This is a genomic window from Amycolatopsis sp. lyj-112 (genome assembly GCF_046549055.1).
GTDB lineage: Bacteria > Actinomycetota > Actinomycetes > Mycobacteriales > Pseudonocardiaceae > Amycolatopsis.
Window position 1 is genome coordinate 87,916 of the sequence record NZ_JAJPWS010000008.1, and the last position, 14,604, is coordinate 102,519.

Here is a 14,604-nt window from a genome sequence, read left to right on the forward strand (position 1 = left end):
TGGACTGACCGAAGCCCACGGAAGCCTTTGATAGGTACTTTTAGAATCTCGGCGTGCACTGGCCAACTGCCATCAGAGCCTTCAAATCTACTAGCGATCGAACGTTAGTTCGAGTATGATCATTGTCATGAACCTTAAACTCGTTTATCAAACTCAAGCCGCGCGTTTCCTTGAGGCCTCGTTTGCCGAGGAGTTGGTGCTTCGGCGGGCGCAGGGTCGTCAGGTGCGTGCCTTAGCCCAGTTCGCTGACTGGGGTGGGTCGCGAAGATCGGTGACCGAGGAGGTCGCTTTGCACTTCTCGGTCTCTCGTAATCAAGCGTTCCTGCTGCTGGAAATCTCCTGTGCTCTCGTGTCACGGCTTCCGAAGACGTTGGCAGCATTGGACTGTGGCGACATCGACCTGTTCAAGGCATCCAAGGTCACCCAGCTGACGCGCGAGGTGTCCGATGAGGTGGCTGGGCTGGTTGATGAGCACATGTCGTCTCGTCTGGCCGATCGGGATCCGGGTGCGATTCGTAGTTCGGTCGATTGGGCGGTGCAGAAGTACGACCCCAACGGCTATCGCGACCGGGCCAAGAAGAAACGCGCATTGCGGCATGTGTCCCTGCAGCATGAGGGCGAGACCATGTCCACCCTCTCCGGGTATCTCCCCTCGGAAGTCGCCGGTTCCGTCTATGCCTCACTCGACTGCGGGGCGCGTACTCGGCGGGACAACGACAAGTCCAAGACGCTGGATCAGCATCGGGCCGATCTGTTCGCCGAACGCCTGCTGACCGAAGACGGGCACGGTAGGCCGAAGGCCCATATCCACGTGTACGTGGATTTCCTGACCCTGACCGGTGTCCGTAACGACCCGGCGTTCCTCGCCGGATATGGCCACATCCCCGACTGGCTGGTCCGGGAGATCGCCTCAGACCCAAGTCGACCTGGTCGCGGTTGATCACTGATCCCACCACCGGGCAACTCCTCGAAGCAGGCGCCGACAAATACCGATCACCAGCATCGCTCGCTCGGTTGATCAAGGCGCGGGATCGGGAATGCACCCAGCCGGGCTGCCATCGCCCTGCCGAGTTCTCCGAGATCGACCACATCGTCACCTGGGCGCAGAACGGCAAGACCAACCACCACAACTGTCACGGCTATTGCAAAATCCACAACCTGCTTCGCAATGAGCCCGGTTGGTCGGCAGAACCCACCGGCAACGGCGGCATGACCATCACCACCCCCAGCGGCCACACCTACACCGCCACACCGGAACCACTCCACGACCCACGACCCGAACCCGACGACGAGCCGCCGCCCTTCTGAGGACGCGCGCAGTTCCATCCGGATTGCGCCGCCGGAGGCACAGACTCAGCCTTCGTCCAGCACCGCCCGGATCACCTGCCGAGCGTTGCCCGCCATCGCCGGATTCGTCCGCCGATAGTGCGGCAGCGCGATCAAGGCCTGCGAGAGTGTCCGCCCCGGCCGCGGCTCCAGGTCGCATCGTCCACGCCCAGCGCGTCGCGGAAGACTTTCCTGGCCTTTGCCCGGCATCAGATCGGCGTGCAGCCGCGACGCGGGCGACGCGGAAACTGCTCGGCGATCAGACCCCGCACAAGCTCATCGTCGACGGGCCACATCGGCCTTCGTCATCCCCAAGGCCCGTGCGGCAGCCCGAACCACTCGCCGCGAAGGATCTTCGAGCAAGGGCCGCACCAACCCGGCCGGCACGGCATCGAGAATCCGGAGCGCCCCCACGGCGAAAGCCCGCACCCGAGCCACCCGGTTCTCCAGCAGGTGGTGCAGCAGCGGCCCGTCCTCGGCCCGACCCGATTCGGCGAGCCCCGCGATCGCCCCCAACGAAGGCGACGCGGAACCCACAGCCGACCGATACCAAGCGACGGCGTCCACCCCGGTCCGGCGAGCGGCATCCCTGGCCAGCGCGCGAATCAGCGACGAGCGGTCGTCGAGCAGCGCGACGATCTCGTCGAGCTGCCCGAGCCGGGCGAGACCGACGAGCCCGCTGATCCGCACCTCGTCGTGCCGGCAGGTGGCCATTTTGCGCAGGATTTCGACCCGGCCGCTCCAGACGGCGTCGCGAGCGAGGGCTTCCCCTGCACGCACACGGAGACTCATGTCCGAGTGCCTCAAGGCGTACCGGACGAGTCCGTCCAGCTTCAGGTCACCGCGACGGGTCCGCACCTCGAACACGAACCTCGACACGGCCCAGTTCGCCGACCGGCTCAAGTCTTCAAGAACCTCCGCGGGCGCGTCGTAGGCGGCCGCGTACAGCTGTTTCACTCCGAACTCGCCGCGCTGACGACGCCCGAGGTGGAGCATCGCTTCCGCTGCCGGCCGCAGGTACGTCTCCGGCCTGCTGTGCAGCAGGGTGACGACTCCCGTGCGGGCGACGTCGCGAACCGGTGTGGCCCAGTCGGTCATCCGCAGCAGCAGGAACGGGAGCTGAGCCGGACTCGGGTCTTCCAGCATCTTCTTGACCGCGAGTTCCCGCACCCGGCCGTCGCCGTGCGAAGCGGCGATGGCGGTCGTGAGCGGCCCGGCCTTGCCCGCCCTCAGCAGGGCCGCCGCCTCGCGCAGGTAGTCCGCGGAGTCCCAGCACGCCGGACGGCAGTGTTCGTCGAGGGTGGCGACGAGCGCGGGAGTCGCGGTGATCGTCGCGAAGGCGGCCGCGGTTTCGTCGGTATCACCACTCTTGTCGACGCGCACGAGCGCCTCGACGAGCACGCCGATCTGGTAGCCGCCGCTCTTCGACGACTCCTGCAGCGCCTCCGCCACCGACTTCTTCGCACGAAAGATCACCCGGTGATCCTCCCCCATCCACCGCCCGCCGCGCTCATCCTTTCGCGGGTAGACGCCCGCTGGCGGTGCGCGTAGGAACAAGGAATGGCTGAGGAGAGGTCCAGACGAATATTCCTGTCCACGTCGGCCGCGCTTTCGGCGGTCGCGCTCACCGGGATTCCGGCCGGTGCCGAGGAATTGGGGGATCGAGGGTCCGGCGGAACGGTGTTACCGCAACGGCCCGACGCGGAACTCCGGGCGATCCTGCGGGAGATCGACGAACACCGGATCGAGGCCACCGTGCGCAGGCTCGCCGCTTTCGGGACGCGGCACACGTTGTCCTCGCAGACCGATCCGGTGCGGGGAATCGGGGCGGCCCGCGACTGGATCTTCGCGGAGATGTCGAAATCCGCGGCGAAATCCGGCGGGCGGATGACGGTCGAGTTGCAGTCGTACGTCCAGCCGCCCGCGCCACCGCGGATCCCGGTGGCCACGACGATCACCAACGTCGTCGCCACCCTGCGTGGATCCGCCACACCCGAACGGGTTTACGTCGTCTCGGGCCATTACGACTCGCGCTGTTCGGATCCGTTGGACGCGGTGAAAGACGCACCGGGCGCCGACGACGACGCGTCCGGAGTGGCCGTCTCGATGGAACTCGCCCGGGTCCTGGCCACCCGCCGCCCGGCCGCGACGATCGTGTTCGCCGCCGTCGCGGGCGAGGAGCAGGGCCTCCACGGCGCACGGCACCTGGCCACCCTCTACAAGGCCGCCGGCACCGACGTGCAGGCGATGTTCACCAACGACATCGTCGGGTCGAGCCGGGCGGACGACGGGACCCGGGACCCGCGCACGATCCGGCTGTTCGCCGAGGGCGTGCCGACGTCGGAAACCCCGGCACAGGCCGACATCAGGCGCGCGGTCGGCGGCGAGAACGATTCGCCCTCGCGGCAACTGGCGCGATTCGTGCGGTCGGTCGCGGAGAACGACTCGACCGGGATGGCCGTGCGGGTGATCTACCGGCGCGACCGCTATCTGCGCGGCGGGGACCACATCCCGTTCCTGGAACAGGGATATCCGGCCGCGCGCTTCACCGAGCCGAACGAGGACTTCGCGCACCAGCACCAGGACGTCCGCGTGGAGAACGGCAAGCAGTTCGGCGATCTGCCGGAGTTCTGCGACTTCCCGTTCATCGCCCGGGTCGCGCGGGTGAACGGCGCCGCGTTGTGGTCGCTGGCCACCGCGCCGGGCACCCCGAGAGACGTCCGGATCCGGACGAACCAGCTGACCAACGACACCGATCTGGTGTGGCAGCGCGGGGCCGGCGCGGATCTCGCCGGCTACGAGGTCGTCTGGCGGGAGACGACGGCGGCCGAATGGACGCGGGTGATCGACGTCGGCGACGTCACCGTGGCTAAGGTGGATCTGTCGAAGGACAACGTGTTCTTCGGTGTGCGCGCGGTCGGCAAGAACGGCCACCGCAGCCCGGTCGCTTTTCCGACACCCTTGAGCTGATGCCCTTATGACAGTCACGGCCGACGATCTGGACGCGGCGGTAGCGAGTGTGGTGAGCGGGCTGCGGCAGGCGGCCGGCCGTGACTGGTCGGGGGCGCCCGGCACCGGTGAACTGAACGCCTGGCGGACGGCCGAGCACCTCGGCGACTGCCTCATCTCCTACGCCGGGCTGCTGCTCGCCCGGCCCACGACGCCGCGTTTCGTCTGTTTCGAAGCCGTCGCCGACCAGGCCGCGACGCCGTCGGAGATGCTGGAGTTCGTCGCGGTGGGCGGCGGGATCCTGGGCGCGACGCTGCGCACGGTGTCGCCGGACGTCCGCGCGTATCACCCGAGCGGCCATGCCGACATCGAAGGCTTCGCCGGAATGGGCTGCGTCGAGGCGCTGGTCCACGGTGAGGACATGGCGAGGGGACTCGACGTCACCCTCGATCCGCCGCGTGAGGTGTGTTCGCGCGTGCTGGCGCGGATGTTCCCGGAGGTGGACGTCGACGACGTCGACCCCTGGACGGCGTTGCTGTGGGCCACTGACCGGGCGGAACTCGCCGGACGGCCGTCGCGGGCCGGGTGGCAGTGGCGGGGCGCTCCGCTCGGTGAGTGAAGGCAGCTGTGCTCAGCGGGATTTGAAGGCCACCACAGCGGCTTGGCCGCCGTCCCGCCACGCCACGCCGACCTCGTCGAAGGACGCGGCACCCAGCGCCCGCAGATGCCAAGCGGCCGGAGGGTTCCACTCGGCCGAGGGCGCATCACCGAACAGCCGAGCCCGTTCCACGACCGCCGGGCCGAGTACCGGGTCTGACGCGACCTCCTTCCACCACTCTGCCCAGTACGCTTCGCCGTCGCCCGGGACTTCGTGGTTCCGGACGGGCGGCACCGCGTCCGTGTCCGGCATATCGTCCACGTTGGCCAGGAACCCACCAGGCCGCACGAGCCCGGAAAGTTCGGCGTAGAGCTCGGTCAACCGGCCGGGCGGCAGGTAATGCAACGCCATGACCGCCAGTACGACGTCGTACCCGGTTCGCGGCAACCGGCCGGTCCAGGCCGGATCACGCAGATCGACCCGGACCAGTTCGACGGCGGGCGGGAGAGACGATTCGGCGATCGTCAGCATCACCGGATCGAGATCGACCAGGGTGGTCTCCGCCTGAGGCAGGCGTTCAAGGAGGCGGCGGCAGAGCGTGCCCGTCCCGCCTCCCACATCCAGCACCCGCGCCGCCCGGCCTTCGCACCGCGTTTCGATCAGTTCGATCATCCGCTCGATCGCCTGCTCACGCCCCGGCTGGTACCGCGCCATGAGCCGTTCCCAGCCGTCACTCCAGTAGTCGACAGTCATAGTGAAGATGATAATCGATATCGCTTGAGTCATCGTGCGTCACCGGCCGCCCTCAGGGAGTAGCCGGGTACGGCCAATCGGCTCAACTTGACCGGTGAAACGTTTGCCGCCGCCGAATCCGGGAACTTTTCAGGCATGTCCAGATGGCGAACTTCCAGCAGGAGCAACACCGCCGTGAAGGTGATCACCGGCATCGGCGCGCTGTTCGCTTTCATCGAACTGCTGTACATGGTGATGGTGCTCGCGGGTGCCAACGCGGGCAACGGTTTCTTCATCTTCATCCAAGCGCTGGCCCGACCGCTGGCGTTGTTCTGGCCGGGGCTTTTCCCGGTCGGTGACCCGAATCTCGCGGTGATCCTCGACTACGGTCTGGCCGCGGCGTTCTGGGTGATCCTGGCGGGCGTCATCGCCCGTTTCGCGGCCCGCTGACCCCCTGCGGCGGCATCCGGCGTCCCGTTCGGCGACACTGGTCCGATGAGCGAAGGCAGATGGTTCGACCTGAACCCGCTTCCGGAGCTGTTCGGCCTGGCCGCCGCCGGGCGGGCGCTGTTGCCTAATGTGCCCCTGACCCCTGCGGCAGTGCTGAAGACGGTCACCGAACAGCTGGTGGGGCGACGGCTGACGACCAAGGTGGACGGGCACGACGTCGGGCTCACCCTGACCGAACTCGACTACCAGGCCGACAGCCTGAGCCTCGCCGCGACCGGCCGGATCGGCGACGTCCGGATAGTGGTTCAGGACGTCGACTGGCCGGACACCCCGCTCGAGCGCATCACGGTGCTGGCCTCGAACGTCCGCCTCCGCTCCCTCCCCTCACCCGCGGCCATCCCCGAACAGGTGAAGATGGCGATCCGGGTCGCTCCCGACGTTCTGCAGGCGCGGATCGCCGAGGTCCGGCCGGGGATCATCGTGACTCCCGGCGACGACGGGCACTTCCACGTCCGCTGGGAAAAGCGGCCCCGCTGGGGACATCTGACCCTGGAGTCCACTGTGGAGGATTCCGCCGTCGTCCTGCGGCCGATGTCCGTCCACATCGGACGACGCCGGTTCGGGCCGCCGTCCCGGCTCAAGCCCATCGTGCTGCCCCTGCCGGAACTCCCGCCGGGGATCCGGCTGGTCGCGGTCGAGTCGCACGACGGTTTCCTCGTCCTGCAGACGCTGGCCGAGGAATGGCCGGAAAAGCTGTCCACCATCCCGCTCGGCGATCTGCTGGGCTGGGTGATGACGGCGGTGACCACGCTGACCCTGCCGAGGCTCGGCGGCCGCTCGTGACCACTAGTTTTCCCGGCCCCGGTCCCGCAGGTAGCGCGTGTGGTCGGCCTGCTGGTTGACGTCACCCGCGTAGAACCGCTCCGCGACCCGGTGCGCGTCGATCTCCAGCAGATCCAGCTGCGCGACGAGTTCGTCGGCCGCGCCCGGCTCCCCGGTCGCCCGTCGCTTCGCCGCGAACCACCACGGCAGGTTGAGGTAGGTCTGCACCGAAAGCGGCAGGTCCGTCCGCGCGAGCCGGACGACGGCGTGCCGCACGTCCGGCTCCGCGGACAACCGCTCCGGCCGCGCGAGCAGATCGTCGAGCACCTCGGCGATCCGCCGGACGCGGTCCACAGAGGACTCCGGCATCCGTTGCGCCTGCGCTGTCACCTTGTCTACAAGGGACGCCAGATCCGTGCGCAGCCGCCCGGCTTCGGCGACGGTGTCCACCGGAACCAGCCGGACCCGTTCGGGCGGCGCGAGCAGGGCGAACACCGCGTACAGCCCGGCGACGACCACCGGCCACAGCCCACCGACGACGCCGGTCACGTACAGCACGAGCCCGATCAGCCCGCCGACGCAGCCGGCGAGGTTCTTCGTGGATCCCAGATACCGGATCATTGGTAGCCGCGGATTTCCTGGAACACCTGGGGCAGCACGTCGCCGCGCGCGTCGAACACGTTGCCGCCGCTGCGTCGGGCGACCTCGCCCAGTTCCGCGGAGTCGCCCTCGCCGAAGATCACGGTGAACACCGGGATCTGCCGCATCGCCTCCGGCAACGACGGGAACTTCCGCTGGAAATCCGCGAACGAGGACCCGCTCGCGTTCTGCCCGTCGGTCATCAGCACGATCGAAGTGAACCGGTCGGGGTCACGCGCGACCAGCGGACCCATGATGGCGTACGCGCGATCGAGACTGTCGTAGATCGCCGTTCCGCCGTCCGCGTCGAGGCTCTCGGCGAACCGCTTGATCTTGTCCAATGTGGACTGTGGGTCGCCTTCCGGGACGGTGAACGTCTCCGGGCTGCCGGGAACGGTGTCGAACGGCAGCATCGTGACCTCTTCGCGGCTGCGGAACCGCCGGTACCGCCCGGTCAGCGAGCCGTCCGCGCCGGTGAGCCCGATCAGCGCGGTGCGCAGCGCCTCGATCCGATCGCCCGCCATCGAACCGGAGGTGTCGAGCACGTACAACGTCCGCGAGGGGCGCCGGATCTTGTCGAAATAGGCGCCCAGCAAGGCGTCGACGGCCTGCTGCGTCGCGGGGAACGGCAACTCCACCAGGTCCTTCTGCGCGAACTGCTGCCCGAGTTGCACCCCTGGCACGCCTGGGCGGCGCTGCGTGGTCTCCATGATCTTCCGTTGTGTGTCCGGTGTCCGCAGCCGCTCGGCCAGTTTGCGATGCGCGTCGCGGGCGTCGGAGTTCGCGCTGGTCAGCAGGGTGAGCGGATAGTCCGCGGTGACCACGCCATCAGAGGGGTAGACGATCGTCAGCGGTTCGGGGAGCTTGCCACTCGCGTTCATCGACAGCAGCACGGATTCGTAGTTGATCAGGCCGTCGACCTTCTTGCCCGGATCCTCACCGGTCGCGCGCCGACGGTAGGCGTCGGAAAGCCAGCCGGAGGAACCCGCCGACATCGCCTGCGCGCTGAAGAACTCGGTCAGTTTCGGGGTCACCGAAGCGATCTGCCCCGCGTCGATCGCGTTGCCCGCGCCCGCGAGCGCCGAGGCCACGCCGACCAGCGCCGAGAACCCGGAGTTCGACGCCGACGGGTCGGTCATGCCGTAGGTGAAGGCCTTCTTCCCGGCCTGCTCGGCGATCTCACCCCAGCTCACCGGCCTCCCGGCCCAGCCGAGCCGGTTCGCGGCCGACGCCGAAAGACCGAGCACCACCGGCGAACTCATGATCTTCACCTGTTCGCCCAGCCGCTTCGCCGCCTCGGGAACCGCCGAGGGGTACCGGTTCGACGAGAACCAGACGGCGTCGTACTGCCCGTCCGCCTTCCCTCCTCCGAGCGACTCGGTCCCCTCCAGCGTTCCGGTGAACTGGAACTTGACCTTGACCCCGCCGGCCGCGGCCTCCTGCTCCAGCAACGGTTGCAGGTCCGCCAGTTCGCTGCCCGCGAGCACCCGGAGCGTGCCCGGCTCCGCCTCTCCCAGGCTCTGCGTGGCACCCTCGCCCGAATCGCAGGAAACCAGTGACAGCGCGCAGATCGCGGCCAGCGTGACTACTGCCCAACGTTTCATGAGGCCCCCTCGGCCGTCGCCGTCTCGTGAGACCGGCGCAGATGGTCTTCGGCCCGCCGGATCTCCCCGGACAACGCCTCCACGGTCGCCGCCATCGTCGAGACGGCACCCGCCTTGAATTCGTCGATCGCGTCGATACTGCGGTAGATCCGCTCGAACGACTCGCGGATCGTCGCCACCGCCACCGCCGGATCACTGCCCGCGCGCTGGATCTCCACGCTGCGCAGTTCCAGCATCTCCGCGTTCGCCCTGATCAGCCCGTCGGTGGTGGCCTGGACGGCGTGGACCTCGTCGAGGACGTCACGTTGCCCGGCGAGCGCGCCGCTCACCAGCAACGCGACCCGCAGCGCCGCGACCGTGGTCGACACCGCCCGCTCGATCCCGCGGATCAGCTCGTCGTTGTTGCGCCGCACCAGATCCAGCGCCAGGTAGCCTTGCGCGCTCACCGCCAGTTGCGTCAGCAGATCCTGATGCCGCTGCCGGATCGGATGCAGCGCGTCGGCCCGCAACCCCTTGGCCCGCGCCGGATCGGTCAGATCGAAGATGCTCACCTGCCGGTCGACGGCGGCGTCCACCGCCTCGGCGAACGCGGCCGCCTCGGACAGCTTCCCGAGCGTCCCCCACAGCCGTTCTCGTTCGCCCTTGAGCGCTGCGTTGTCGCGGCGCAGCACGTCTTGGCGAGCACGCAGGTCGAGGACCAGCGCGTTCACCGGTTCGTTCGCCGCGCGATAGCGGTCCAGCGCCTTCTTCGCACTGCCGGCGACCGGGATCAGGCCCATCAGCTTGCGGCCGGTGAGCGGCAGTTTGGCGGGGTCGATCTCCGCGACGGCGCGGCGCAATCCGGCGAGGCTCACCGTCGCCTGTTGTTGCGGTGACGCGATTTCCCCGCGGGTCCCGGCCAGCGCGCGGGTCGAACGGTCGAGCAGCGCACCGGCGACCGACGCCGCCGCGCGCATGTCGGCCTCCCCGACGGCCAGCAACTCGTCGAGCACCCGTGTGAACTCCGGCGAGCGGACGTCGAGCGCTTCGAACCGCTCGGCGAACTTCTCCGCGCGCCGCGCCACCTCGGCGTGGACCTCCGGGCCGAGAGTGACCAGGCCTGCGGCCCGCCCGGCCGGGATCGCCTCCACCGGTTCGGGTGGAGTGAGCGTGAAGTCGTCCATCAGTACTGCTTCTTCACGGCGTCGAGCAGTCGCTCCAGGGTTTCGAACGACGGCGGTTCGACGACGTCCACCAGATCCGACGGCACGGGTGCCTTGGCCGCGGCGACGACGTCGGCGAACAGGCGCGGGTCGTTGGTCCGGAATCCGAAGGTGGCGGCGAGTTTCCCCAGCTCCGGGTCGGTCGCGAGCAACCTGCCGACCTGTTCACCACGTTCCTTCAAGGGGACGAGCGTGTGCTTCGAGTACACCGTCGGCGCGGTGTAGAGCAGGCGCATATCCTGCCTGATCGAGCCGTCCCCGCGCACCAGCCTGTCGACGAACTGGGACTCATAGATCAGCGCCAGCGGCGTCTTGCCCATCCCCGCGGCGAGGTAGTCCTCGAACGGGCCTTCGGTGCTGTTCTGCGTGTACCCCTGATCGATGAACAGCTTCGACACGCCGGGCAGCACCTTCGCCTCGGCCTCCGGCGTGCTGACGACGTTGTTCCCGTTGGCGACGAAGGAAACGATCGACAGGTACATCGCCGCCGAGTTCGATTCGCGCGGGTCCGTGGTCGTGACCAGGACGTTCTTGCGTGCGGGAAAAGCCGTGTTGCCGGGAAGCTGGTCCCAGCGGGTGCCGTCGCGCGCGAGTTCGAGATACTTCGCGATGTCGAGCACCTGGTAGTCCCCGGCACCCTTGCGCACGATCCCGGTGGCGGTCAACAGCTTCATGATCGGCTCGAAGGTCGCGATCGCCATCGGCGACTGGAACGGCGTGTGCACGCCGGTCACCCGGTGATCGCGCTGGATCCGCTGAGCCGCGGGCGACGAGGACGGGAACGCGAACTCGTACCCGCCCAGGTCCATGCCCGCGATCTGCCGCGACCCCGCGCTGTCGACCTCGACCTTCAACCCGTGCTTGGCGAAAGCGTCCGCCACGCGCTTGTCGGCGAAGAACGCGAGCTTCTCCGAACCGATGACCCCGCGGACCGTGGTCAAGCCACTCTCTCGCGCGGTGTTCTCGTCCTCGCCCCGGCCCCAGACCACCACGGACACCACGGCCAGCAGCAGCACCACGGCCAGGCCGATCGACAGACGGCGTTTCACCGATCCCACCCCCTCGTTCACAAGCTCGATCCTTCAGCCCGTTCGACTCTTTTGACGCGCGGGCGAGCCATTTCGGGATGAACGATCGATGAACGCCGGAAGTCGTCATCTTCTGGCGAAACGCTGGGGTAGAAGGAAAATCAGATCACGGATTGCTCCGAGAGCGGCAGGCAAACGGTGAACCTCGTGTCCCCCGGCGCCGAATCGACCCGGACGTCGCCCTGATGCCTGTCGACGACGATGCGCCAGGAGATGTCGAGTCCGAGCCCGGTTCCCTGCCCGACCGGTTTCGTGGTGAAGAACGGTTCGAAGATCCGCTGCCGCACCTCCGCCGGGATCCCCGGGCCGGTGTCGCCGATCTCGACGTGCAGGTGATCGTCCACTTGGGACGTCCGTAGCGTCAGTGTGCCCTCGGCACCCATGGCGCCGACGGCGTTGTCGATGATGTTCGTCCACACCTGGTTCAGTTCGCCCGCATACGCCGGGATCCTCGGCAGCGAGCAGTCGTACTCCTTGACCACGTGGATACCCGGCGCGATCTTCCCGGCGAGCATCACCAGCGTGGAATCGAGTCCTTCGTGGACATCGATCCACTGGTGCGGCGCGCGGTCCATCTGGGAGTACTGCTTGGCCTTGCCCACCAGTACCGAGATCCGGGTCGTCGAATCCTCGATCTCGCCCATCAGCATCTCGGTTTCGAGGGCGTAGGCCAGCCAGCGGACGGCGCCGTCGAGGAACGTCCGGCCGACCGACTCCAGCAGCCGGTCCAGATCGGGGACGGTCAGCCCGGCGCGGACGTAGATGTCGGCGAGGTCCCAGCCCTGGTCGATGTCGTGGTCGTCGAACCAGTCCCCGATCTCGTCCTCGCGGTCCGACTGCTGGATCGCGGACAACTTGGGGGCCGCGGCGACCTGCTTGACCAGTTGCTCCTGGATCTCGAGCAACTGCTCCAGCAGGGCGGGGTCGACGTTCTTCTTCGCCAGCATCGCGAGTTTGTGCCGCATCCCGGCGACGCGCTCCCGCAGCGACGCCGTCGCGCGCACGGCGGCCGCGGCCGGGTTGTTGAGTTCGTGGGTCAGCCCGGCGGAAAGCTCACCGAGCGCGAGCAGCCGCCGCCGCGAGCCGATCACCGTGTCGCTGTTGCGCCAGCCGAGGTACATGCCCTCCAGCAGATGCGTCGCCATCGGGAACCAGCGGCGGAACTCGGTGGCGAACTCGGCCGCGGGCAGGGTCAGGAAAGTGAGGTCGCTGAGCGCGTGCACCGAGGCGCCGTAACGATGTTCGGTCTCCTGATGGACGAAGAACTGCGTCGCACCGCAGTACGCGCCACGCTGATCGGACCGGATCGTCTCGACCTCGGTGTCGCCGACGAGCCGCGTCATCCGCAGCGCACCGGACAGCAGGAGGTAGAAACAGGTGGCCGGCTCGCCTTCGCGCATGATCGTCGTGCCGCCGGTGTACTGCTCCAGGACGGCGTGCTCGTCGATCCAGTCCAGCTGTTCTTCGGAGAGGTGTTCGAAGAGGAAGAGCCCGCGCAGTTCCTCCTTCGACAGAACGCTCATTGCTCCTCCAAATACCGGTGAACCAGGGTGACCGCCATGGCGCCTTCGCCCACGGCCGACGCGACGCGTTTCACCGACGCCGCACGGACGTCGCCCGCCACGAACACCCCGGGGACGGACGCCTCCAGGTAGTGCGGATCGCGGTCGAGCGACCAGCCCGGCGGCGGACTGCCTTCGGTCAGCAGATCGGGCCCGGTCCGCACGAATCCGTGGTCGTCCCGCAGGATTTCCGCGCCCAGCCAGTCGGTGCGCGGTGCGGCGCCGATGAAGATGAACAGGTGCCCGGTGGGCACGGTTTCGGTGGTGGCCCCGTTCTCGCACAGGGTCAGCTGTTCGAGGTGATCGTCGCCGTGCGCCTTGACCACGGTGGTCCGGGTGCGGACATGGATGTTCTCGATCGCGGCGATCTGCTCGATCAGGTAATGCGACATCGACGCTTCGAGTGACTCGCCGCGGACCAGGATGGTGACCTCGGCGGCGTGCTTGGAGAAGAACACCGCGGCCTGACCCGCGGAGTTCGCGCCGCCGACGATGTAGACGTGCTCTCCCTTGCACTCGGGCGCCTCGGTGGCGGCCGAGCCGTAGTAGACGCCACGGCCGGCGAGTTCGGCGATGCCCTCGGCCTCCAAGGCCCGGTAGGTGACGCCGCTGGCCAGCACCACCGAATGCGCGGCGATCTCGGTCCCGTCGCCGAACATCACGACTCGCGCTGAACCGCGTGCCTCCAGGCCGACGACGTCGCGGGTGGTCAGTACCTCGGCGCCGAACTTCAACGCCTGCCGCCGCGCGCGATCGGTCAGCTGCGCGCCGGAAACCCCGTCAGGGAAGCCGAGGTAGTTCTCGATCCGGGAACTGGTGCCCGCCTGCCCGCCGGTGGCCTTGCGCTCGACGATGACCGTGCGCAGCCCCTCCGACGCGCCGTAAACGGCCGCCCCGAGCCCGGCGGGCCCGCCGCCGATCACGATCAGGTCGTAGAACTCCTGCGCGGGCCGGGTGGACAGGCCGACGGCGTCGGCGAGTTCCGGCCCGGACGGCTGGCGCAGCACGGTGCCGTCCGGCGTGACCAGCACCGGGATCTCCTGCTGGGTCGCGTCCGCGGCCTCCAGGATCCGGCGGCCCTCGTCGTCGTCGACGGAGTACCAGCGATACGGCACGGCGTTGCGCGCCAGGAAGTCGCGCAGGTGGAACGAAGGTGACGAGTACCGGTGGCCGATGAGCTTGATCTCGTCGACCGGCCGCTCCCCCACCGCGCGCCAGGTCTCCACCAGCGCGTCGATGACCGGGTAGAGCTTCTCCTCCGGCGGGTCCCACGGCTTGAGCAGGTAGTGGTCGACGTCGACGACGTTGATCGCCTGGATCGCGGCGTCGGTGTCGGCGTAGGCGGTCAGCAGCGCGCGGCGCGCGTTCGGGAACAGGTCCATCGCCTTCTCGAGGAAGACGATGCCGTCCATCTGCGGCATGCGGTAGTCGGCGAGGATCGCGGCCACGGCGTCGCCGCGCAGCTTGATCTCGCGCAGCGCTTCGAGCGCGTCGGCACCGGAATCGGCCCGGATGATCCGGTAGTCCTTTCCGTACCGTCTGCGCAGGTCGCGGGCGACCGAACGGGACACGGCGGGATCGTCGTCGACGGTCAACAGGATCGGCTGGCTCACGCGATCAGCCTACGTCCTA

Annotated in this window: 12 protein-coding genes and 2 pseudogenes; 5 read left to right on the plus strand and 9 right to left on the minus strand. The window is 68.2% G+C overall.

Annotated elements, in window-relative coordinates; translation table 11 throughout:
* The first annotated feature begins 223 nt into the window (after positions 1-223).
* Positions 224-1,308, plus strand: a pseudogene (locus ACLJRL_RS25445) (DUF222 domain-containing protein).
* Between the two features lie 45 nt (positions 1,309-1,353).
* Here ACLJRL_RS25445 and ACLJRL_RS25450 read toward each other — a convergent pair.
* A pseudogene (locus ACLJRL_RS25450) lies at positions 1,354-1,529 on the minus strand (phosphotransferase); the annotation flags it as partial.
* A 73-nt stretch (positions 1,530-1,602) separates the two neighbouring features.
* Positions 1,603-2,802 (minus strand): hypothetical protein, encoded by a 1,200-nt coding sequence (locus ACLJRL_RS25455; protein ID WP_410658785.1) that lies wholly within the window; start codon positions 2,800-2,802, stop codon positions 1,603-1,605.
* Between the two features lie 84 nt (positions 2,803-2,886).
* Between ACLJRL_RS25455 and ACLJRL_RS25460 the strand changes: the two genes are divergently transcribed.
* Complete coding sequence (locus ACLJRL_RS25460; RefSeq protein WP_410658786.1) at positions 2,887-4,296, plus strand: M28 family metallopeptidase; 1,410 nt, start codon at positions 2,887-2,889, stop codon at positions 4,294-4,296.
* Positions 4,297-4,303: 7 nt separating this feature from the next.
* The gene (locus ACLJRL_RS25465; RefSeq protein ID WP_410658787.1) at positions 4,304-4,894 is read left to right on the plus strand and encodes a hypothetical protein; all 591 of its coding nucleotides are present in this window, start codon (positions 4,304-4,306) and stop codon (positions 4,892-4,894) included.
* A gap of 12 nt (positions 4,895-4,906) precedes the next feature.
* On the opposite strand, the gene ACLJRL_RS25470 is transcribed toward ACLJRL_RS25465, so the two are convergent.
* Positions 4,907-5,626, minus strand: a complete 720-nt coding sequence (locus ACLJRL_RS25470; protein ID WP_410658788.1) for a class I SAM-dependent methyltransferase — start codon at positions 5,624-5,626, stop codon at positions 4,907-4,909.
* 174 nt (positions 5,627-5,800) lie between these two features.
* Here ACLJRL_RS25470 and ACLJRL_RS25475 point away from each other — a divergent pair, with 174 nt between their 5' ends.
* Positions 5,801-6,055: a hypothetical protein gene (locus tag ACLJRL_RS25475; RefSeq protein WP_410659052.1), complete on the plus strand. Its 255-nt coding sequence runs from the start codon at positions 5,801-5,803 to the stop codon at positions 6,053-6,055.
* Between the two features lie 45 nt (positions 6,056-6,100).
* A complete protein-coding gene (locus tag ACLJRL_RS25480) occupies positions 6,101-6,898 on the plus strand; it encodes a hypothetical protein (RefSeq protein WP_410658789.1) in 798 nt (265 codons plus the stop codon).
* A gap of 3 nt (positions 6,899-6,901) precedes the next feature.
* Here ACLJRL_RS25480 and ACLJRL_RS25485 read toward each other — a convergent pair whose 3' ends face one another.
* The 6 genes from ACLJRL_RS25485 to ACLJRL_RS25510 all read right to left on the minus strand — a co-directional run bounded on the left by ACLJRL_RS25485 (position 6,902) and on the right by ACLJRL_RS25510 (position 14,585).
* Entirely contained in the window at positions 6,902-7,498 is a 597-nt protein-coding gene (locus tag ACLJRL_RS25485; protein ID WP_410658790.1) for a hypothetical protein, read from the minus strand.
* Complete coding sequence (locus tag ACLJRL_RS25490) at positions 7,495-9,120, minus strand: substrate-binding domain-containing protein (RefSeq protein WP_410658791.1); 1,626 nt, start codon at positions 9,118-9,120, stop codon at positions 7,495-7,497. Before ACLJRL_RS25490 ends, ACLJRL_RS25485 begins: the two co-directional genes overlap by 4 nt.
* Entirely contained in the window at positions 9,117-10,283 is a 1,167-nt protein-coding gene (locus tag ACLJRL_RS25495; protein ID WP_410658792.1) for a toxic anion resistance protein, read from the minus strand. The genes ACLJRL_RS25490 and ACLJRL_RS25495 overlap by 4 nt, the downstream gene beginning before the upstream one ends.
* Complete coding sequence (locus ACLJRL_RS25500) at positions 10,283-11,371, minus strand: hypothetical protein (protein WP_410659053.1); 1,089 nt, start codon at positions 11,369-11,371, stop codon at positions 10,283-10,285. Before ACLJRL_RS25500 ends, ACLJRL_RS25495 begins: the two co-directional genes overlap by 1 nt.
* Before the next feature lie 140 nt (positions 11,372-11,511).
* Positions 11,512-12,933, minus strand: a complete 1,422-nt coding sequence (locus ACLJRL_RS25505) for an ATP-binding protein (RefSeq protein WP_410658793.1) — start codon at positions 12,931-12,933, stop codon at positions 11,512-11,514.
* Entirely contained in the window at positions 12,930-14,585 is a 1,656-nt protein-coding gene (locus ACLJRL_RS25510; RefSeq protein WP_410658794.1) for an FAD-dependent oxidoreductase, read from the minus strand. Before ACLJRL_RS25510 ends, ACLJRL_RS25505 begins: the two co-directional genes overlap by 4 nt.
* Between the last annotated feature and the right edge of the window lie 19 nt (positions 14,586-14,604).